The organism is Nonomuraea polychroma (assembly GCF_004011505.1).
In the GTDB taxonomy this organism is placed as follows: domain Bacteria; phylum Actinomycetota; class Actinomycetes; order Streptosporangiales; family Streptosporangiaceae; genus Nonomuraea; species Nonomuraea polychroma.
The window spans coordinates 1320710-1342075 of sequence record NZ_SAUN01000001.1; the positions used below are offsets into that span (position 1 = coordinate 1320710).

The window sequence follows — 21366 nt, forward strand, 5'->3', positions numbered from 1 at the left end:
CTCTTGGACAGGTGAGAAGTGGAACAGCAGGCGCCCACGAAGATCGCGGAAGCACAGCCTTCCGCGGAAGAGCAAGCCTCCACGCAGGCCGAGCAGGCCCCCACGCATGCCGCGGACGCGCAACCCGCCACGCAGAAGCTCGCGCTCTCACGCGAGATGACGGCCGGCAAGGCGAACCAGGTGGCCGCGATCGTGGTGCTCGCCCTGCTGTCGACCATCACCACGCTCGCCCTGCCGCTGATCGGCGGTGCCTTCGTCGCCGAGCTCGAGAAGGGCGGCGGCGCGGTGACCTCGGCCGCGCTCTGGATGGTCGGTGTGGGGCTGGCCGCGGCGGTCACCGGCACCCTGTCCGGCTACCTGCTGTCCAAGCTCGGCATCGACCTCGTCACCAAGCTGCGCGTACGCACGTTGAAGCACTCGCTGGGACTGCCGCTGAAGATCGCCAGGCGGGAGGGGACGGGAGACCTGGCCGCCCGGCTCACCTCGGACTCCTCCCAGGTGCGCGGCCTGACGGAGGTCGGGCCGCTGCAACTGCCCATGGCCGCGCTGCAGGTGCTCGCGACGCTCGTCATCATGGGCTTCCTGGACGGGATCCTGCTGCTGATGACGGTCGGATCGTTCCTGATCGCGATCGTCGGGGTCGTCTTCGTCGTCAAGGCGATACGCAAGAAGTTCGAGGCGCTGCAGGCGGGTGTCGGCAAGCTGTCCGACGACTTCGTCGCGACCCTGGAGGCGCTCACCGTCGTCAAGGCCCACCGGGCCGAGAGCAGGCTGGTGCGGAGCTTCTCCGAGCGGGCGGAGAACCTGGGCGGCCTTGAGATCGCCGCCGCCCGGCTCGAGGCCATGGTCGTGCCGGTGATGACGCTCGCCCAGCAGGTCGCACTCGTCGTCGTGATCATGGGTGGCGGCGTGCGCTACGTCGCCGGTGAGATCTCGCTGCCGAACCTCGTCTCGTTCCTGCTCCTGCTGCTCCAGCTGGCCGCTCCGCTGGTCATGGCCATCCAGGCGATCGGCGCCATCCAGGCCGGTCTCGTGGCCAAGCAACGGTTCGAGTCCGTCTTCTCGCTTCCGTACGAGCAGGTCGACGACCGCACGGAGGGCGGCGAGCCGGTGGCCGTGGCGCCCGGGACCCCCGCCGTCGTGCTGCAGGGGGTCGGCTTCGCCTACGAGGCGGGCCGGCCAGTGCTCGAGGACGTCGGCTTCGCCGTGCCGCCGAGCGGCCTGACCGCGATGGTCGGCAGGTCAGGGGCCGGCAAGACCACCGTGCTCGGCCTGATCGAGCGCTTCATGGAGCTCGACTCGGGGTCGATCTCCGTCTTCGGGCGCGAGGTGTCCGACTGGCCGCTGTCGGAGCTGCGCGGCCGCATCGCCTACGTCGACCAGTCCTTCACCCTGCTGCGGGACACGGTACGCAACAACCTCCTGCTCGGGCTCGACAAGACCGTGCCGGACGAGGTCCTGCTCGACGCGCTGGAGCAGGTCGGCCTGCGCGAGGAGATCTCCGCCCTGCCCCAGGGCCTCGACACGCCGATCGGCGGGGAGAACGACCTGTCGGGCGGCCAGCGGCAACGTCTCGCCCTGGCCGGCGTGCTGCTCAGCGACGCCCGGCTGGTCTTGCTCGACGAGCCGTCGTCCCAGCTCGACAGCCTCAACGAGGGCCGGCTCCGTGAGGTCGTCGACCGGCTCGCCGAGGACAGGGCGGTCCTGGTCGTCGCGCACCGGCTGTCCACCGTCCAGCACGCCCGCCACGTCATCCTCCTGGAGCAGGGGAAGGTGCTGGCGCAGGGGACGCACGAGCGGCTGATGAGCGAGAGCGAGCCCTACGCCCAGCTCGTCCACGGCCAGATGCTCCGCCCCGTGGATTCCGTCCGGATGTCCTGAACAGGAGTGATGATGCCCAGCCTCTCTGTCTTGTTGCCGATGATGCCCACCCGGCACGAGCAGATCCTGTCCTTCGCCGCCCTGGTGCAATGGACGAGCGCGGTGCGCCTGTGGCAGGGCCAGGCCCTGTCGCTCGACCCGCACCACAGCTTCGTCTTCGCCGCGGGCGCCGGCTTCAGGGTGCCGATGGGCACGGGCGTCACGCTCATGCCGCTCCGGCACCCGCATGACGCGGCCGTGCACGCCCGTTCCGTGGCGGTGGCCTCCGGCCACCCCTTCGTCGCCGGGATCGGGCCGGGCGGGATCGACTTCCAGCGCAACATCGCCGGCGCCGCGTACGGCAGCCAGCTCAAGGCGGTCAGGGAGTACGTCACCGCGATGCGCGGCCTCCTCGACGGCGAAGAGGTGGACCTGGACGGTGAGCACTTCACCGCCCACGACGTGCTGCCGCCCCTGCCGACGCCGCCGGTGGAGATCGGCCTCGGCGTGCTGAGGCCGGCGATGGCCCGCCTGGCCGGCGAGATCGCCGACGTGGCGATCACCTGGCTCACCCCCGCCTCCTACATCCGCGACGTGATCGTCCCCGCGATGGAGGAAGGCGCGAAGCAGGCGGGGCGTCCCCTGCCCCGGCTGGTGGCGATGGTGCCGATGTTCGTGGCCCAGCCCGACCGGGACCCGACCCGCATCGTCCTGCAGTCCAACGCCGGCCATCTCATGCTGCCCCACTACGTCGACATGCTGACCAGGTCGGGCATCGAGATCGACCCGCAGCAGCCGGTCGAGACGGTCAAGCGGCTGATCAGCGGCGGGGCGTTCCTCACCGGGGACCCGGAGGAGATCGGCCGGCAGATGGGCGAGTTCCACGCCGCCGGCGTGGAGGAGGTCGTGATCAACCTGACCGGAGTGGCGGGCTCCTACGGGCCGCAGGCGGCGCTGTCCGAGATCGAGACCATCCTGGGGCAGGCCGCACTGTGAACGCGCCGTCCACCTCACCCCGGCCCGGCTTCTCCCGGCTGCTGCTCGTCGCCACGGGCTCCCTGGCGGCGCGCAACCTGCCGTTCGCGCTGACCTTGCTGCGCGAGTCCCGGCCGGGACTGAGCATCAGGGTGGTGGTGACGCGCAGCGCGGAGCGGTTCGTCACGCGCGCGGCCCTGGCGCCCGAGGCGGAGGTCATGGTGGACGAGTGGCCGCAGGACGCCGCGCAGGCCCGGCACGTCGACTGGGCGGAGTGGGCGGAGGTCATCGTCGTCTACCCGATGACGCTCCACTTCATGGGCCGGCTGGCACTCGGCCTGGCCGACACCCCCGCGCTGCTGGCCGCTCAGTGCACGCGCGCGCTCGTCGCCCTCGCGCCGGCGCTGCCGCCCGGCGGGGTGGAGAGCGCCGCCTACCAGGCGCACTGGAGCACCCTGAGCGCACGCCCGAACGTGGTGCTCGTCCCCCCGCGCCCCGGCATCAGCACCGCGACCGGACGGCCGGACTCGTGGTTGTCGACGCTGGCGCAGGCGATCGAGGCGGTCGACGCACGGTGGGAGGAGCACTCCCGCCAGGAAGCGGCGCCCGCCGACGAGGGCACGGGCCACCTGGTGATGGAGGTGACGCCCGACGCCGGCGGATTCGTCTGGCGCCGCAGGCCGGGGCCGCTCGCGCACAGCGCCTTCGCACCCGTCGACCCCGCGCTGAACGGCACGCTCGCCGGGCTGCTCGACGGCGCGGACGTACGGCTGGCGCCGGGCGAGCAGCACGGCGAGTTCCGCGCCTACCACGTGGCCGGTGCCGAGTCCGCGGCACGGATCCTCCTGCGCGACGGCCCGGGGGAGCCGCTGGAACGGCTGCTGCGCGGTGTCGGCCGGGCACTGCGCGAGCTGCACGCCCTCCCGCCGGGCGAGATCACCGGCCCGCCCCGCGCCATGCGCAGGCTCGAGGAGTGGCTGGCCGGCCGCTCACGCAGCGCGACGGCGGCCGCGGCCGGGGCCGTGCTGGCCGACCGGCTCGGCGCGAAGACCTGGGACCGGCTGCGCGGGTGGTGCGCCGAGCAGGACGCCGATCCCGACGTCGTGCTCTCCCACGGCGCGCCGGGTCTCGGCTCGCTCGCCGTGGACCCGGACAAGGGCACCGGCGAGTTGCTGATCGGCGAGGACCTGTGCGCCGCCCCCTGGTATCACGATCTCGCCTGGCTCGCCGGGGAGCTCGTGGAGATGCGGTGGCTGAACGAGGGCGACCCGCGGGACTGGCAGCGCCTGATCGACGCGCTCTTCGACGGGTACGGCCGGGACCTGGGCGAGGACACGAACCGGCTCGTCGCCATGAGGATCGCCCGCCACCTGCACGACATATCCGCCTACGTCGGGCTTGACGCCTCGCTCCTCGCCACGTACGCGGGCTTCCTTGATTTTCTTGTCAATCTCGATGGAGGATCGCCGCATGCCCGGAATTCATAGGCGGACGCTGGCGAACGGGCTGAAGCTGCTGGTGGCGCCGGTCGCGGGCACATCCCGGGTCGCCGTAGCGGTCCACTACCGCGTGGGCTTCCGGGTCGAGCCTCCAGGCATGGAGGGCTTTGCCCACCTGTTCGAGCACCTGATGTTCGTCGGCAGCCAGAGCCTGCCCGACGGCGGGTTCTTCGACCATGTGCGGGACACCGCCGGCGTGGCGAGCGGGCGCACCCACCAGGACTACACGGAGTTCTACCAGGTGGTGCCGCGCTCGGCGCTCGATCAGGCGCTGTTCAGCGAGGCCGACCGGATGCGCGCCCCGAGCTTCACGCAGGAGGCGCTGACCGAGCAACTGGCCGGGGTCGCGGCCGAGATCCGCGAGATGATCGTCGAACGGCCGTACGGCGGCATGCCGTGGCCGCACATGGCGGGGCTGCTCTACACGTCGTTCGCCAACGCGCATGACGGCTACGGGGATCCCGAACAGCTGAAGAAGGCGACTCTGGAGGACTGCGAGGAGTTCTTCGCCCGCTACTACACGCCGGGCAACGCGGTGGTCACCGTGGCCGGCGACGTCGATCCCGGCGACGTGGCGGATCGGGTGGAGCGCTACTTCGGCGACATCCCCGCGAGGGACGCGGCCCCGCAACCGGACCTGTCCGAGCCCGGGTTCTTCATGGACCAGACCGCCTCCTTCACCGAGCCGGGCATCCCCGCCACCGCGATCACCATCGGGCAGTGGCTGCCCGATCCGGCGGCCGACCTGCCCGGATACCTGGCGCACGTCGTCCTGGCCCGCATGATGGCCCGGCAGATCACCCCGGACGGGACGTCCGCGGTCAGCACGAGCTGCGGGTTCTTCGGCCCGCTCGACGCCCGTGCCCCGGACGCGCTGCTCCTGACGGTCCTCGTGCCGCCCGCCACCCCGGCCGTGCAGATGGTCGGAGCCGTACGTACGCAGTGGGGCATGTGGTCCAAAGGCGACATCTCCGGCGAGGTGTCGGCGGCCGTCAACGAGCTGGTGTCCGAGCATCACCGCGACCACGACGACATCGAGACACGCTGCCGCGCGCTCGGCCGCATGGAGACCCTTTTCGACCGGGCCGAGCTGCTCGACGAGCTGCCGGAGCGGCTCGGCGAGGTGACCCCCGCGCAGGTCGGCAAGGCGGCGGCGCGGCTGCACGGCGCGGCCTGCGCGGTGATGACGATCGAGCCGGGCCGCAGGCGCACCCGGCCCAAGCCCGGGCACACGGAGCGGCCCGCACGCGAGGCCGGCCAGGCCATCCGGATCCCGGAGCCGTCAGGCGGGCCGAGGACCGTGCCGGGGCGGGAGGACCAGCCGCGTCCCGTGCTCGGCGAGCACGTCGAGGCCACGTTCGGCAACGGCCTGCGGGCCGTCGCCATCCGCGCGGGCGGCGCGCCCGTGGTGGAGCTCCGCCTCCGCCTGCCCGCCGGTCCCGCGGGCTGGCGGCGCCCGGACCATCTCGAGCTCCTGGCGCATGTGCTCGCCCGGCGCGCCCGCGTGGGCCTGCACGCCCGCGGCGCGGGCGGCGAGCTGACCGTCAGGACGGATGGGCAGTGGCTCGACGTCGCCGGATACGCCACCACGGACGGACTGGACGCGTGGCTCGGCGTGCTGTCGGAGGTCCTCACGCCGGCGGCCGCGGCCGAGCCGCTGTCGCAGGGCCGGGTCCTGCTGCGCGGACGCACGCCGGCGCGGATCGCCGACGACGCCTTGCGCGCGTACCTGCTCGGGCCCGCGCCGTCGGAGGCTGCCGGGCTCGCGGACGTGCACCGGACCATGATCGTGCCGGCGGGCGGATCGTTCGTCGCCGTGGGGAACGCCGATCCCGCCTGGATACTCTCCCGGCTGGAAGACGCCCTGGAGTGGTGGCAGGGGCAGGCGCAGCCGGTGCCCGCCACCGCCGCGGATGGCGGGATCCTGCTCGTCCCCCGGGAGGACCTGTCGAACGTCCTGGTGACCTTCAGCGCGCCGGAGCCGCCCGACGGCCCGGACGACGTGGCACGCTATCTCGCCACCGGAGTGCTCGGCCGTTATCACCGCAACCGCTCGATCCGTGACGCCCCCGGCACCACCGGCCTCGGGGCCAGCGGCTACGAGGCGTTCCTCGGCAGGGACGTCCTCGTCGATTTCCCTCGGGCGTACATCCAGGTGATGCGGCCCAAGGAGCAGGTGCCGGACGTGTTCACCGAGGTCCTGGACAGGCTGCCCGAGCTCACGGCCAAGCCGCCGGAGCCCGTCGAGCTCGACCGGGCCAGGGAGTACTGCGTCATGGAGATGTTGTGGGGGCTGGACTCGCCCGCGAAGATCGCCGATCTCGTGCGCATCGGCGTCTCGTTCGGCCAGGGAGCCGGCCTGCTCACCCGCCTGTACGACCGGCTCGGGCAGATCACCGCCGACGAGGTCGTGGAGGCGGCGGTGAGCACGTACGGGCGGATGCCCCTGCCGAGCATGGTCGTCGGCGACATCGACGCCGACTGGCTGGCGGACGAGATCGAGCGCGAGGTCACCGAACTGGAAGGAGACTGATCGTGGCGCAGCAGGCCGGAGCGGTACGCCTGAGGCCACCCCAGAACGCCGTGCACCCCCGGGCGATCACGATGTGGACCACCCGGTCCGCCGTGGCGTACGGGCTGGTGGCCGTGGTGTTCCTGGGTCTGGCGGCGTTCGCCGACGGGGCGGGCACCCTGTTCGTGGTGCTCGCGTTCCTGACGGCTCTGGCCGGCGCCTGCTACGCGATCGTGGTGCCGCGGTGGCGCTACCGCGTGCATCGCTGGGAGGTGACGGACGACGCCGTCTACACGAGCTCCGGCTGGTTGTGGCATCAGTACCGGGTGGCGCCGATGTCGCGCATCCAGACGGTGGACACCATGCGGGGCCCGTTCTACCAGCTCTTCAAGCTGTCGGCGGTGACCGTGACCACCGCGTCGGCGATGGGGCCGCTGCGGATCGACGGCCTGGACGAGGAGTTCGCGAGGGACCTCGTGGACCGGCTCAACAGGGTGACCCAGGCGACACCGGGGGATGCGACGTGACGGTGGAGGACATGAGGGTGCAGTCCGTCGGCTGGCGCCGGCTCGACCCCCGCATGTGCCTGGTCAACCTGCGCTGGCTGCTGCCGCCGCTGGGCATCATCGCCCTGACCGCGCTGGCCTCGGGCGGCGTCAACTGGGAAGATCACAAGCTGCAGATCGTCTCGGCCCTGCTGTTCGTCTACCTCACCTGCAGTGAGATGATCCGCTGGCGGACCACGCGCTACCGGGTGACCGATGAGCAGGTCGAGGTCCACTCCGGCCTGTTGTGGCGGCGGCACGTCGCGATACCCCGCGACCGCATCCGCACCGTGGACGTGACGTCGGGGCCGGTGCACCGGATCTTCGGCCTGTCGATCGTCACCATGGGCACCGGCCAGGCGCTCCGGACCGACCGTCGCGATCAGGTCAAGCTCGACGCCGTCTCCGCGGCCGAGGCGGCGACCCTCCGTGCGGAGCTCCTGCCCCGGGCACAGGCCGCCGCCACGATCCCCGCACCCGCCGAACCGCAGGAAGCCGCAGAGCCGAACGAAGCCGCCGAGCCGCGGGAAACCGCCGAGCCGGCGGCGGAGGAGATCGCCCGGATCGACCCGCGGTGGGTGCGGTACGCGCCGCTGAGCCCGCTCGTGTTCGTCATCGGCCTCGCCCCGCTCACCCAGGCGTACAACCTGGCCGAGAGGCTAGGCGTTCCCGTGGACATCGAAGGGGCGGTGCTGGGGGCCGTCGCGTTCCTGGAGTCGGCGCCCGGCTGGCTGTTCGTCGTGTTCGTCCTCATGATGCTGGTCGCCGGGGCGATCGGCACCGTGCTGCTGTTCACCGAGTCGTGGTGGCGCTTCCGCCTCGAGCGCGAGCCCCGGACCGGCACCCTGCGCGTGACCCGGGGGCTGCTCACGACGCGCTCCTTCACGCTGGAGGAGCGGCGGCTGCGCGGCGCCGAGCTGATCGAGCCGTTCATGCTGCGCTGGGGGAAGGGGACCCGGCTCAAGGCGCTCGCGAGCGGGCTGCGCCACACCATGGACGGCCCACGCGGCGGCTCCGGCGCGTTGCTGCCGCCGGCGCCCCGCCAGATGGCGCACGCCACGGCGGCGTCGGCGCTGGGGGAGCGGGAGAGCCCACTGCTGCCCACGCGACTACGCACCCACCCCCGCGCCGCGCTGCGCCGCAGGATGTTCCGCGCCGCCCTGGCGAGCGCGGCGGCCATCGTCGCGGCGGCGGTGCTCGCCGCGCTGACGGGGTGGTCCGCCGGCTGGTCGATGGCGGTCGCGGCCGCGGTCGCGGTGCCGGTCTCCCTCCTGCTCGCGGCCGACTCCTACCGGTCGCTCGGACACACGCTCCACGGCGCCTACCTGGTGACCCGGTCCGGCGCGCTGGTACGCCGCACCGTGGCGCTGCAGCGCACCGGCGTCATCGGCTGGACCATCACCCGCTCGCCGTTCCAGCGGAGGTCGGGCCTGGCGAACATCGCGGCCACGACGGCGGCGGGCACGCTCGGCGCCTACACCGTGCGGGACGTCGGCTACGGGGACGGCCTCGTCCTGGCCGACGAGGCGGTTCCCGGGTTGCTGGCGCAATTCATCGAGCGGGTGGAGCAATAACGCATGATGACGAAGGACGGATATTCATGACTGTTCTGCAGGCAGTGGGGTTGACAAAAAGATATGGGCCGGTGTTAGCGGTAAGCAATGCGAGTTTCTCGGTCCGGGCCGGCGCCATAACCGGCTTCCTGGGGCCGAACGGCGCCGGCAAGTCGACGACCCTGCGGATGTTCCTCGGCCTCGACCACCCCACCAGCGGCTCGGCCCTCATCGACGGGAAGCCCATCAGCGAATGGCCCGTCCCCGCCCGCAAGATCGGGGCGGCTCTCGACACGCAGTGCGCTCACCCCAGCCGCCGGGCGATCGACACCCTGCGCTGGGTCGCCAAGATGATCGGGGTCGACCCCAGGCAGGGCGAGGTGATGCTCGACCGGGTGGGCCTGACGGAGGTGGCCAACCAGCGGGTCGGCAGGTTCTCCCTCGGCATGCGGCAGCGGCTCGCGCTGGCCATCGCGCTGATCGGCAACCCGGAGATCGTCGTGCTGGACGAGCCGATGAACGGGCTGGACCCCGACGGCATCTCGTGGATGAAGGACCTCCTGCGGCAGTTCCGCGACCAGGGGCGCACGGTGTTCGTGTCCAGCCACCTCCTGGCGGAGATGGAGGACCTCGTCGACGACCTCGTGGTCATCGCCCAGAGCCGGATCGTGGGCAGCGGCTCGGCAGCGGCGTTCATGCAGCGGTTCCAGGTGAAGAAGGTCACCGTGCGGTGCGAGAACCCCAAGGCGCTGGCGCCCGCGCTGGTGAAGGCCGGCGGCCGGGTGCAGGCGAGCGGCTCTCATGGCATCCAGGTCACCGGGCTGGCCTCCGGGCAGGTCGGGACCATCGCGCGGGACACCATGGTGGCGCTCTACGAGCTGCGGGAGGAGCGCAGCCTGCACCACGCGTTCGCGCAGGCCACACAGGACAGGTCGAGCATCAAGGGAGAGGTGGGCTAGGTGAGTTTCGCCAACGTGTGCGCCGCGGAGCTGCTCAAGTTCCGTACGCTCCTGAGCAACAGGATCACGCTGCTGTGCGCCCTCGTGGGCGTGGCGGCCGTGGGCCTGCTGATGGGGTCCAACATCGGCCCCAACGGCAATCTCGTCCAGGGCCCGCCCGGCTCGCAGGCCGTCGCCTCGCCCATGCAGTTCGTGATGTTCTCGATGATGATCCTCGGGGTGCTCTCCGCGACGAGCGAGATCAGGAACGGCACCTTCCGGATCACCCTTTCCGTCGCCCCCTGGCGGAGGCGGGTCCTCACCGGCAAGATGGTCACCCTCGCCGCGATCGCCTTCGGCGTCACGATCGTCGGCCTGCTGATCGCGTACGGCAGCTCGCTGATCACCGCGAGCGGCACCGCCTACGCGCCCCTGTCCAACGGGGGAGCCGCCACCATCCTGGCGTTCCTGGGCAGCGTGCCGCTGGTCACCGCGCTTGGGGTCGCGGTCGGGGTGCTGGTGAAGAGCACCGCGGGCGCCCTGTCCATCCTGCTGGTGTGGGCCTTCGCCGGCGAGGGGATCCTGGCGATCGTCCTCCCGGACACGATCGACCCCTATCTGCCGTTCATGATGGTCGGCGCGGGCCCGGGCATCCTGCCCGAAGGGCCGGGGCCGGTGCTGGGCCTCGGGATCTTCGCGCTGTACGTCGCGATCGTGATCGCCGTGACCTTCTTCGTCGCCGAACGACGGGACATCGCCTGACCATTCGCTACGGAGAAAAATCCCAGCTCACTTGACTTGCCGGGGGGCAGCAGTCAAGTGGTGACGGTGACAAGCGGGGTGGATGTCGCGAATTGTCGTGTGTAAGCCGGGACAAAGCTGCTTAAATAGGGGATGATCAGAGGGGAACTAGGGGGATCGTGCCTCTGATGCGCTTTGGAATTCTGGGCCAACCGGCAATTTGGCGCCATGACCAGGAGATCAGGCTCGCCACTCGGCGGTCGCGCGCGGTGCTGGCACATCTGCTGCTGAGCCCGGCCCGCTCCGCCTCGATCGAGAGCCTCATCTACGCGATCTACGGGGACGCGCCCACGAAGAGCGCCAGGAACCAGGTGCACCGCGGCGTCGGTGAGCTCAGGAAGTACGGCGTCACCATCGACGTGCACGACAACGTCTACCGGCTGGAGGCGGCCGAGGACACCATCGACGCCTTCGTCTTCATGCGCTTATATGACCAGGCGCGGCTCTTGGCCGGCGATCGGGATCATGCGGGGGCGGCCACGATGCTGGGCGAGGCCCTGGCCTTGTGGCGCGGCTCGGCCCTGTCCGGCCTCGACAGCGAGGCGTTCCTCGCCGAGGCGGCGGTGTGGGACGAGCGCAGGCTCACCGCCATCGAGGCCCGCATCGACGCCGACCTCGCGCTCGGCCGGCACCGCGAGGTGATCGCAGAGCTGCAGCAGCTCGCCGACCAGCACCCGCTGCGGGAGGCCTTCTGCGGTCAGCTCATGCTCGCGTTATACCGGTCGCAGCGGGGCAGCGAGGCGCTGCAGGCCTTCACCGACCTGGAGGACCGGCTCAGGGAGGAGCTCGGCACCGATCCCAGCCCCGCGCTGCGGGACCTCAGGACACGCATCCTGCGCCAGGACTCCGCCCTCGACCTCTGGACGCGGATCCCGCCCCAGGACTCGTCCCTCGACCTCGGGACGTGGATCCCGCAGCAGGACTCCGACTCCGGCGCTCCGGTCCAGCGCCAGAACCCCGGCGAACCGGCGCCCCCGCCCGTGCCACGGCAGTTGCCCGCACGCTCGGGCGCCCTGGTGGGCAGGGATGCGGAGCTGCGGCGGATCACCGACGCGATGGACGACCACGGCACGTGTCCCGTGGTGGTGGTCACCGGGCCGGGCGGCGTCGGCAAGACCGCGCTGTGCCTGGAGGCCGCGCACCGCGTGGCCGTCCGGTACCCCGACGGTCAGCTCTACGCCGACGATCTGAGCGAGCCCGGCGACGTGCTGGCCGCGTTCCTGACCGCGCTCGGGGCCGCCGCCGGCGAGATCCCGGACGGCATGGGCGCGCGCGCCGCGCTGCTGCGCAGCCTGCTGGCCGGCCGCCGCGTGCTCATCGTGCTGGACGGCGTGAGCGGCGCCCGCCACATCGATTCCTTCGTGCCCGGGCATCCGGGCTGCGCCGTCCTCGTGACGAGCCGCTCACCGCTGGCCCTGCTGCAGGGCGCCGTCCGGGTACCCGTGTCCGCGCTGGATCGCGCCGACGCCCGCGCGCTGCTGGCCACGGGCGCCGGCGAGGAGCGGATGGCGGCCGAGCCGGACGCGGCGGACCGGATCATCGACCTGTGCGCCCGGCTGCCGGTGGCCCTGCACATCGCCGCGGCCAGGCTGGCCACCCGGCCCCACTGGACCCTCGCCCGCCTGGCCGAACGCCTCGCCGACCCGGCGAAGATCCTCAGCGAGCTGCGGCACGACGGCCAGAGCGTCGTCCCGACGTTGATGCGGGGCTACGAGGTGCTCCCCGCCGGACCACGCTCGCTGATCCGCAGGATCGGCTTCTACGGCAGCGCGGAGGTCACCGCCAGGACCACCGCGGCGCTCGCCGACGTCCCCATGGACGTGGCGGAGAACATGCTGGAAGAGCTGGCCGAGAGCCATTTCATGGTCACGCTGCGGGACGGCGCGCGGTTCCGCTGCCACGAGTTGCTGCTGGGCTTCGGAGCCGGCCGCGCGCTCGCCGAGGACCCGGAGGAGGACCTGCGGGCCGCCGTGCAACGCGCGCTCGGCGGCTGGCTGACGCTCACCGATGCCGCGCACACCTCGATGCGCGGCCAGGACAACTCCATCCCGCGCGGTACGGCCCCCCGCTACCAGCCGCGGGGAGCCGCCGCGTGGTCCGGTGAGGGAGCGGCCTGGTTCGACGCCAACCTCGAGGCGATACTGGCGGCCGTACGGCGGGCGGTCCCGTTCCCCGAGACGTGCTGGGAGCTGGCCGTCGCACCGCTCGCCCGCTACGAGGCGGGATCCCGCTTCGACGAATGGCTCGAGTCCCACGAGCTGGCCCTGTCCAGCGTCCGCGGCGCCGGGAACATCCGCGGCGAGGCGGCCCTGCTCTACTCCCTCGGCTATCGCTCACTGCTGGTCGGCGACTACGCCGGGGCGGCCCGCCGGCTGGAGGAGGCCTTGCGGCTGTTCCAGCACCTGGCCGACGACCACGGCCGCGGGCTGGCGCTGCGGTTGCTCGCCGACCTCGACCGGATCCGCCAGGAGCCGGCCAAGGCGCGCCGGACGTACGAGGAGGCCGCCGAGGTGCTGCGCAGGAGCGGGGACCCGGTGGGCGAGGCCGACGCGCTGGGCGGGCTCGCGATGGTGCTGCACAGCACGGGGGAGGAGCAGGCGTCCCAGGAGTGTCTGGAAAGGGCGCTCGTCCTGTGCCGCGAGGGCGGCAGCCTGCGCAGCGAGGCCCAGATCCGGCGCGGGGTGGCCATGCACGCCGCCCGGGCGGGCACACCGGAGGAGGCCTATCCCGAGCTGCTTCAGGCGTTGGAGATCGCCACGTTCATCGGCGACCGGGTCGTGCTGTCGGACATCCTGCTCGACCTCGGAACGACACGGATCCTGCTCGGTGACCCCAGGGCCGCCTACGACAACCTGGTCACCGCTGAGGAGATCGCGAAGGTCGCCGGCGTGAAGCGGACCGCCCTCCGGGCGCGGCGGGCCCGTGCCTTCCTCAACGGCAACGGCGAGGCAACCCGCAAACCGGCGCGCGACGACCACTAGCGTCGTCCACCGCACGTCTCTTCCCGCCGCTTCGGGTGCGGATCCTTTGGGAGAGGGGCGGCTGTCTGCGTCCCTTCGACCCCGCCGCGCTTCGGCGCGGGTCCCTTCGCGAGGGAAGGAGTTGCGTTCGTGACGGTCCTTCTGGGGGAGCAGGGCCGAAGGGCGCGAAGGCGCCTGGGGAGGGCCGGAGGGTGCGAAGGCGCCTGGGGAGGGCCGGAGGGACGAGGTGCGCGGAGGAGGGGCGGGGTGTGTGGGGAGTGCGGCGAGGCGGCATGTGCGCAAGAGGCCACTAGCCGAGCTCGCCGGGGATGTCGGTGATGGTGGCGGTCGCGTGCGTGAAGGCCCTCTTCAGGCTGCGCTCCTCCGTGAGCCCCAAGAGCGCTATCCCCGCGTCCCGAGCGATCTCGCCGAGCTGGATGGAGGTCAGCCCGCTGATCTCCATGCGCTGGCCCTGCATGTCGAGGACCTCGCCGCCGGCCTCGATCACGGCGGCGCACAGCGGTTCCGGCTTGTCCGACAGGACGCTGATCGTCTGCGGATGGAATCGATCGATGAACGCGGTGGCGGAGCCGCTGCCGATGATCCTTCCGCCCGCGATCACCACGAGGTCGTCCACCAGATCTTCCAGCTCGGCCAGCAGGTGGCTGGAGATGAGCACCGTACGCCCCTGGTCGCGGAGCGAGCGCAGCAGGTCCTTCAGCCACGCGATGCCTTCGGGGTCGAGCCCGTTCATCGGCTCGTCCAGCACCACGATCTCGGGGTCGCCGACCAGCGCGATCGCCAGCGCGAGACGCTGCCGCATGCCGAGGGAGAACTTGCCCGTGCGCTGACGGGCCACCGCGCTGAGCCCGACCCGCTCCAGCAGGTCCTCGGCGTGGGAGGTGGGCACGCCGGCCAGCCTGGCCGCCCACCGCACGCTGTCGATCGCCCGCCGGGAAGGATGGACGCACTGGGCGTCCAGGGCGGCGCCCACCTTGAGGCTGGGAATGGGCCATTCGTGGATCGGCTTGCCGTCGATGAGGGCGGAGCCCGAGGTCGGTTGCACGAGACCCAGGAAGAGACGCAACGTCGTCGACTTGCCGGCGCCGTTCGGTCCCAGGAAGCCGGTGATGGCGCCTGACCGGATGGCGAAGCTGGCGTCGCTGACCGCCGTGACCGGACCGAACCGTTTCGTCAGGTTCCGCGCTTCCAGCATGGGCTGCATGGTCAGCGCAGCTCCTGGTTTCGCCGCCGCTCGCTGGGGTCGTCTGCTGGACGCCGGCGCAAAGGGCTCACGATTCCCCAGTCTTTGCCGCAGTAGAGTTGTGGATCTAGCGTATGGGGCCAACTGTAAACACCGCACTACAGAGCGTGTCAACACGGTAAGAATGTCCCGAACGGTATCCGCTTGTGGGGCCATGGTAGCTCTCCGTGGCCGGGCATCTGGCTTTTGCTCATTTTGCTGCGGACCACTTGAGATCCACTTTCATGCGCTTAAACAGCCCTGCATGGGAGGATGTCGGCCGCCTAGTGGGGAGGAGAGAACAGTGGGTCGTGTGGTGATGATGGGTGTGGCGATCGCCATTGCCGTGTCGGCCGCCGGGTGCAGCGGGCAGAGTGCCAGGCCCACTCCCAGCGCCGTACCGGCGAGCGGCGTGCCGGCGGACGGCGGCGTGGTCTCCCTGACGTTCGACGACGGTCTCGAGCGCCAGCAACAGATGGCGCGGGAGCTCACCACACGCGGCATGTCCGGCACCTTCTACGTCCTCAGCACCCGCATCCAGGCCGCCGGCTATCTCAGCCAGGCCCAGCTGGCGCAGCTGTCGCAGGCGGGGCACGAGATCGGCGGGCACACCCGCACGCACGCCAGGCTGCCGGCCTTACATCGCGACGAGCAGCGCAGGGAGGTGTGCGGCGACCGGTCGGCGCTGGAAGCGATGGGCTTCACCCCGAGATCGTTCGCCTACCCGTTCCACGCGGTCAACGCGGCGGCGGAGGCCGTGGTGAAGGAGTGCGGCTACAACAGCGGCCGGGGTCAGGCGGGTGTCGCCGCGGAGCGGATCACCCCGGGAGACCCGTACAACCTCAACACGCCGCTGTCGATCGGCGCGCGCACCACGCTTGCCGAGATCCAGCAGTACGTGATCGCGGCCGAGCAACGCAAGAGCTGGGCCATCCTCGTCTTCCACGACTACTGCGACGACTGCGGGCCTTTAGGGGTGAAGCCGAAAATCTTCACCGACGTCCTCGACTGGCTGAAGGGGCGGAAGGTCGCCGTCCGCACCGTCGGCGACGTCATCGGCGGCGACGTGCGGCCCGTGCCGCCGGTCAAGGCCCCGTCGATCGTGATCAACGCCTCGCTGGAGAACTACTTCGGTAAGGACGGGGTGCCGGACTGCTGGCAGCTGGACGGGAGGTCCGCGACGGCCACGTTCAGCCGGGTGCCAGGGGCGCGCACCGGGCGCTGGGCCGGCCGCATCCAAGTGGCGGCAGGCAACCCGTACAGGCTCAGGCTGGCGATCAAGCAGGATGACGGGGAGTGCGCGCCGAAGGCAGGCCGCCTGTCGGTCTGGTACACCTCGACCGTGCCGGTGCGGTTCACACTCAGCACGAGGACAGGTGACGGGGCGTGGTCGCGCTGGGTCGACGGCCCCGTCTTCCCCGCCGCCTCGACCTGGCGGCAGGCCACATGGACGCCCCGGACGGCGCAGGCCGAGGGCATCAGCTTCGGCCTGGTGCTCACCGCGCCCGGTCAGGCCACCATCGACGACTTCGCGCTGCGCTGAAGCACGTTCGCGAAGGCAGCCAGCGCGTACTCCGGATGCGTGCGCTCCCTGACCAGCTGAGCCGTGCTCAGCAGGGAGGCGCGGAAGGCGGGATCCGACAGCGCCTGGAGCGCCTTGGCCGCCGCGGCCGCCGAGTCCCCCGGCGCGTAGAGCGCCTCCTCAGGCAGGATCTCGGGGAGTGCGCCGACCGCGGGCGCGATCACCGGACACCCGCGCACCAACGCCTCGGCGACTGACATGCCGAACGACTCGTCAGTCGTCGTCGAGACCGTCAGCCCGCCGTTCGCCCCGATGGCCGAGTAGAGCGCGGGCATCAGCTCGTAGTCGACGCGCGGCAGCCACCGGGCCGAGCCGAGGGCGGGCGAGCCGGTGAGCTTGGTGGTCAGCGCGGCCACCTCGCTCGCCGGGGCGGTGTACCCGCCGACCATGAGCGGTGTGACGCCGGGGCGCTCGGTGGCGATCCGGTCGAGCAGGTCGGCGGCGGCCCGCCACCGCTTGTGGCCGTCCAGCTTGCCGATCCAGGCCACCGGTGAGGACTCCAGCGCGGGCGGGACGGTCTCGGCGTACCACCGCTCGTCCAGGCAGTTGGGGACCACGCTGATCGGGGACAGACCCAGCGCGCTCAGCTTCCCCCGCATGTACTCGCTGACGGTCACGATGTGGTCGGGGCGGACCGCCAGCTCACTCACGTAGGAAAGGTTGGTCGTCGTCGTGTGGACTTCGAGGATCAACGACCCGGGCGAGCCCGCGCGCTGCCACGCGGACAGGAAGCTGGGGCTGTCGATCACGACGAGCACGTCCGGCTCCGCCTCCCTGATGGCGGCCTCGCGGGCTTCGTCGGTGGCCGCGACCCGGGCCACGCCCGGCGGGAAGTGCCCGACCATGCCGTGATCGGACTCGTAGAGAACGCCGATGTCGAATTCGGCCGAGAAATGGGTGTACCGGTTGAGCAGCTGGGTGGACACCCCGCCGATCACCCCGTACCGGTAGCAGAACAACACCTTCATCGGCACTCCAGCAGCGTCAGCAGACCCTCGCGGCCCTTGCGCACGACCCGCTCGGCCAGCTCTGAGTACGCGTCCACCCGGCACTCCCAGGTGTTGCGCGCCAGCCAGGAACGGATCTCCTCGAGGTCGAGGGCCGAGTCGGCCACCTGGGGGAGGGCGGCGACGAACTCGGCCGCGGACTCGGTGACCCGCACCCCCGGATAGTCCACGCACTGCGGGAAGTAGGTGGTCAGCACCGGCAGGCCGAGATGGAGGTACTCGTAGACCTTGATCGGGTCCACGGCATCGGCCAGCGCGCCGTTCTTGAACGGGATCAGCGCCAGCGCCCACTCGGCGCTCAGCTCGGCCAGCTCCCGATGGCCGAGCAGACCGAGCAGGCGCACGTTGTCCGGCAGCCGCAGGTCGGGGTTCTGGTGGCCGGCCAGCTCGAACGTGTGGCTGGGGTACGTCCTGGCGGTGCGGAGCACCAGGTCCCAGTCGAACCACTTGTCGGTCAGGTGCCCGAAGTAGCCGATCCTGGTGGCGTCGGGCCGGCGCGGGGTCGTCGGGGTGGGGAAGGCCGGATCGAGGGCGTTTGCGTTGACGCTCACCTTGCGCCCGCCCAGCGTCTCCATCTTCTTGGCCAGCGGCGCGGAGACCGCAGTGACCACGTCGGCGTGGGCGACGAGGTAGCGCTCGTAACCGGGGTGGTACCACTTCGCCATGCCGATCTTGGCGAACTCCTCCCAGTCGTCGCGTGCGTCGTAGATGGTCACCCAGCCGCGTGAGGCGGCGTGCGTCAGCGTCCGCACCATCGTCTCGTGCGGGAACGAGGCGAACAGCAACTTCCGCTTGCCGCCGAAGTCGGCGCTCAGCACCTCGTCGAGCAGCCGGGGCGTGATGTCGATCGGACTCTGGAACAACAACGGATCAGGGTGCGACGGGAGCGGGTCGGTGTCGCGCCAGCGGTAGTAGTTGAAGAAGACCGGGCAGTCGCGGTCGAGGTAGACGCGCGTCAGGCGGATGGGCCTGTTGCCGCGGGCCTCCTGCACGAAGGTGGTGCCCGAGAACATCAGCACCACCTCGTCGCCTTCGGCCGCCCTCGCCCGTGCGATCCACTCGCGCAGGCCGTCCCTGAACTCCTCCAGCGGCACCGGTGCGGCCGCCGCCGGCTGCGGCGCCGGGGCGGGGCGGGCGGGCGGCGACGGGCGCCGGACGACCATGCGGGTCGGGGCGCCGGTCGCGGTCGCGGGCCGGGTCTCACGGGTGAGCTGCGTGGGGTTGGACCGGCCGGGGCGGCGAAGCTGCCGGTAGACGGACAACATGCGCCAGGCTCGCGACGAGCGGATCCTGGTGACCTGGTCACGGTAGTCCGCCAGCCGGCCGGTCACCGTCTCCAGTTTGGCCCGTAACCGTTCGTTCTCCTGCCGGAGCTTCGACTCCAGGGTGACGGATTTGGCCAGGCGCTGCTGGGTCAGCTCGTGCCGGTGCCGCTCGCCGTTGTAGACGGTACGGATTCTGGCCAGCTCCGCCTGCTGCGTCTGAAGCTCCGTGTCCAGCTCGATGATCCGCTCGCGCATGCCCCGCTGGGCCGTCACGTGCTCGGCATCGACGTCGCGGTGGGCGGCCTCGGCCGTGCGCAGGCTCTCGGCCTGAGCCCGGACGAGAGCGCGGAGCTCGTCCCGCTGGAGCGTCACGGCTTCGGCCGTCTCCCGCAGTGCCTCCAGCCCGGAGCTCAGCCCGTGAATCGACTCCAGGAGCCTGTCCCGTTCCACCTTGGCGGTGCCGGCCGCCTCGCGGAGCAAGCCGATCTCCGTCTCGGCGATGCGGAGGTCGGCGCGTAGCCGGTCGCGCTCCTCGGTCAGCTCGCGCAGCGACTCCTGGAGCTCGTTCCGCTCCGTGGCCGCGCCGTCGGCGACGCCGGCGGACAGCCGCTGGACGGTGTCCTGCAGCGCGGACAACTGATCGAGGACATACTGTCCGGCCCTGCTCCCGCCGATCTGCGCCTTCAGCTCGGCGTTGGCCGCGGTGACGTCGCGGTAGAGGCCGTTGGCCCGGGCCAGCTTGTCGCGGAGGCTCTGAAGCTGCTGCTCCAGGCGTTCCTCGCGCTGGAGGAAGTCCGCCTCCTCTTGCGTGAGCACGAAGGCGGGCACGCCCTGCGGCGTCTCCCGCCGCACGGCCACCGCGGCGATGTGCCGGTCCAGGACGGTCAGCTCGCGGACCTCGAACAGCGGTTCCAGCAGGCGGCGCAGGCCCGCGCGGTAGAAGGTGCGGTGATGGTCGTGGTGCGGCATCAGCCCGTGAGGCACGGAGGCCAGGAGCGTCCCGCCCGGGGCCAGGACCCGGTGCAGCTCGGTCAGGACCACCCCGGGGTCGGCCACGTGCTCGAGCAGCTCTCCGGCGATCGCCGAGTCGAAGGACGCGTCGGGGAAGCCGAGGCACGCGCCGTCGCCCCGTACGAAGGCGAGCCTCGCGGCCACGTCGGCGGGCAGTTCGGCGGCCAGGCCCGAGGCGAAGGCGATGGCCTCTTCCTCGATGTCGACGCCCGTCACGCGGTCGCCGCGGCGGGCGGCGAGGACGGACAGGGTTCCCTGGGAGCAGCCCAGGTCGAGGATCCGCCCCGGAGGGAGATGATCCAGGAGCCAGTGCAGCCGGTTCCTGGTCAGGGCCTGGGTTTCGGGATCGACATCTATCCCGTTATAGGCTAAATGCACGCGATCATGGTTCATGGAGGCAGGGATCCCTGGGGATGATCAGTGAGGGCCCGACCTTACCATTTCTGGAAATAGGCGTTAAGGGCGGTATCAGAGGTGCCTGTGTTGCGTAAGTTCATCGTCGCGCTGATCGCCCTGCTCGCTCTGACCGGTTGCACCTCGTCGGAGTCAGCCGTCGCGCGGAAGACCCCCTCGGTCGCGGCGACACAGGTTCCCGTCGGGCTCATCAACGAGACCGTGCCGGGATTGCGCGTCAACGACGAGCTCTACGTGCCGCTCGACGTACTGGGGAGACGGCTGGGACTGACCGTTTCCACGGGCTCCGACGGCGTCGTCCGGGCGACGTACTTCGAGGACGAGACGCCGCTGGTCAAGAAGCACGACCCGCGCGGGCCCTGGCTGCATTTCGCCACCGTGGACGTCACCACCTGGCGGCGCATCGCCATCGGGCCGGACGGGATCCCGGTGAGCACCTACGATTTCGGCACGTTCCAATACCCGGTCGAAGTCGTGCAATACGGCATGGAGAATTACAGCAAGTGGGTCGCCACGGGCGATGCGAAATACCGCGCCAAAGCCGAGACGGTGGCCCGCTGGTTGCTGGAGCATCAGGATGCCAAGGGCGGCTGGCCGGTGCCCTTCGCCTACTCCTATCGCGACGGGCTGGCCGGCGAGCTGCGCGCCGGCTGGTATTCGGGCATGGCCCAGGGCATCGGGGCTGCCTTCCTGGCCAAGATGCACGACAAGACGGGCGAGTCGCGCTACGGCGACGCCGCGCTGCGGGCACTCGGCCCCATGCGGACGGAGGTCGGGGAGGGCGGCGTGCTCCGCCGGTTCGAGGGCCGCCTCGACTGGTTCGAGGAGTACCCGACGCCGACCCCGACACATGTGCTCAACGGCTACCTGTTCGCCCTGATCGGCGTGTACGACGTCGGCGAGCTCATGGACGACGAGGCCGCGAAGGAGATGTTCCAGCGGGGGCTCAAGACCCTGGACCGGGTCCTCCCGCTCTACGATCTGGCATCCAGGACCACGTACGACCTGCTCCACTACACGCGGACGACGGCGACGCCGCCCAACCCCGCCCGCTGGAGTTACCACTCGTTGCACGTCACCCAGCTGTCGGCGCTGAACGCGATCACCGGTGGGCGTTACGACCCGGTCGAGAAGCGCTGGCTCGGATATCTCGACGGCAAGGCGCTCCCCGGCAATTAGCTATAGTCCACTGACCGATCTT

General features: G+C 71.2%; 14 protein-coding genes. 11 read left to right on the forward strand and 3 right to left on the reverse strand.

The genetic code is table 11. The features are described from left to right. The first annotated feature begins 18 nt into the window (after positions 1-18). The 9 genes from EDD27_RS05825 (at position 19) to EDD27_RS05865 (ending at position 13664) form a co-directional block, all read left to right on the forward strand. A complete protein-coding gene (locus EDD27_RS05825; RefSeq protein ID WP_206641269.1) occupies positions 19-1881 on the forward strand; it encodes an ABC transporter ATP-binding protein in 1863 nt (620 codons plus the stop codon). A 39-nt stretch (positions 1882-1920) separates the two neighbouring features. Next, positions 1921-2856, forward strand: a complete 936-nt coding sequence (locus EDD27_RS05830) for an LLM class flavin-dependent oxidoreductase (RefSeq protein WP_241563887.1) — start codon at positions 1921-1923, stop codon at positions 2854-2856. Next, positions 2853-4322 carry a flavoprotein gene (locus EDD27_RS05835; RefSeq protein ID WP_127931429.1) on the forward strand — a complete coding sequence of 490 codons (1470 nt, stop codon included), beginning with the start codon at positions 2853-2855 and terminating at the stop codon, positions 4320-4322. The genes EDD27_RS05830 and EDD27_RS05835 overlap by 4 nt, the downstream gene beginning before the upstream one ends. After that, entirely contained in the window at positions 4306-6867 is a 2562-nt protein-coding gene (locus tag EDD27_RS05840) for a M16 family metallopeptidase (RefSeq protein ID WP_164903494.1), read from the forward strand. Before EDD27_RS05835 ends, EDD27_RS05840 begins: the two co-directional genes overlap by 17 nt. After that, on the forward strand, positions 6867-7373 hold the full coding sequence (locus EDD27_RS05845) for a PH domain-containing protein (protein ID WP_421917255.1): 507 nt from the start codon (positions 6867-6869) through the stop codon (positions 7371-7373). The genes EDD27_RS05840 and EDD27_RS05845 overlap by 1 nt, the downstream gene beginning before the upstream one ends. A gap of 11 nt (positions 7374-7384) precedes the next feature. Next, positions 7385-8965 carry a PH domain-containing protein gene (locus EDD27_RS05850; protein ID WP_127931431.1) on the forward strand — a complete coding sequence of 527 codons (1581 nt, stop codon included), beginning with the start codon at positions 7385-7387 and terminating at the stop codon, positions 8963-8965. Positions 8966-9036: 71 nt separating this feature from the next. Beyond that, positions 9037-9903, forward strand: coding sequence for an ABC transporter ATP-binding protein (locus tag EDD27_RS05855; protein WP_164903495.1), 867 nt, complete (start codon positions 9037-9039; stop codon positions 9901-9903). Continuing rightward, positions 9904-10644, forward strand: a complete 741-nt coding sequence (locus EDD27_RS05860) for an ABC-2 transporter permease (RefSeq protein WP_127931433.1) — start codon at positions 9904-9906, stop codon at positions 10642-10644. It abuts the gene before it with no gap. Between the two features lie 167 nt (positions 10645-10811). Beyond that, positions 10812-13664 carry an AfsR/SARP family transcriptional regulator gene (locus EDD27_RS05865; RefSeq protein ID WP_127931434.1) on the forward strand — a complete coding sequence of 951 codons (2853 nt, stop codon included), beginning with the start codon at positions 10812-10814 and terminating at the stop codon, positions 13662-13664. 289 nt (positions 13665-13953) lie between these two features. Here EDD27_RS05865 and EDD27_RS05870 read toward each other — a convergent pair whose 3' ends face one another. Beyond that, entirely contained in the window at positions 13954-14859 is a 906-nt protein-coding gene (locus tag EDD27_RS05870) for an ABC transporter ATP-binding protein (protein WP_164903496.1), read from the reverse strand. A 331-nt stretch (positions 14860-15190) separates the two neighbouring features. On the opposite strand from EDD27_RS05870, the gene EDD27_RS05875 reads away from it, so the two are divergent. Then, positions 15191-16429, forward strand: a complete 1239-nt coding sequence (locus EDD27_RS05875) for a polysaccharide deacetylase family protein (protein ID WP_164903497.1) — start codon at positions 15191-15193, stop codon at positions 16427-16429. Here the strand turns inward: EDD27_RS05875 and EDD27_RS05880 are convergent. After that, a complete protein-coding gene (locus EDD27_RS05880) occupies positions 16396-17436 on the reverse strand; it encodes a glycosyltransferase family 4 protein (protein WP_127931437.1) in 1041 nt (346 codons plus the stop codon). The genes EDD27_RS05875 and EDD27_RS05880 overlap by 34 nt on opposite strands. Further along, the gene (locus EDD27_RS05885) at positions 17433-20129 is read right to left on the reverse strand and encodes a methyltransferase domain-containing protein (protein ID WP_164903498.1); all 2697 of its coding nucleotides are present in this window, start codon (positions 20127-20129) and stop codon (positions 17433-17435) included. Before EDD27_RS05885 ends, EDD27_RS05880 begins: the two co-directional genes overlap by 4 nt. Positions 20130-20234: 105 nt before the next feature. On the opposite strand from EDD27_RS05885, the gene EDD27_RS05890 reads away from it, so the two are divergent. Then, positions 20235-21344: a D-glucuronyl C5-epimerase family protein gene (locus EDD27_RS05890; RefSeq protein WP_127931439.1), complete on the forward strand. Its 1110-nt coding sequence runs from the start codon at positions 20235-20237 to the stop codon at positions 21342-21344. The last annotated feature ends 22 nt before the right edge of the window (positions 21345-21366 follow it).

Coding starts and splice junctions, on each gene's coding strand:
- EDD27_RS05880 (WP_127931437.1), bottom strand. CDS start 17,436: ATGAAGGTGTTGTTCTGCTACCGGTACGGGGTGATCGGCGGGGTGTCC.
- EDD27_RS05870 (WP_164903496.1), bottom strand. CDS start 14,859: ATGCTGGAAGCGCGGAACCTGACGAAACGGTTCGGTCCGGTCACGGCG.
- EDD27_RS05850 (WP_127931431.1), top strand. CDS start 7,385: ATGAGGGTGCAGTCCGTCGGCTGGCGCCGGCTCGACCCCCGCATGTGC.
- EDD27_RS05840 (WP_164903494.1), top strand. CDS start 4,306: ATGCCCGGAATTCATAGGCGGACGCTGGCGAACGGGCTGAAGCTGCTG.
- EDD27_RS05830 (WP_241563887.1), top strand. CDS start 1,921: ATGATGCCCACCCGGCACGAGCAGATCCTGTCCTTCGCCGCCCTGGTG.
- EDD27_RS05865 (WP_127931434.1), top strand. CDS start 10,812: ATGCGCTTTGGAATTCTGGGCCAACCGGCAATTTGGCGCCATGACCAG.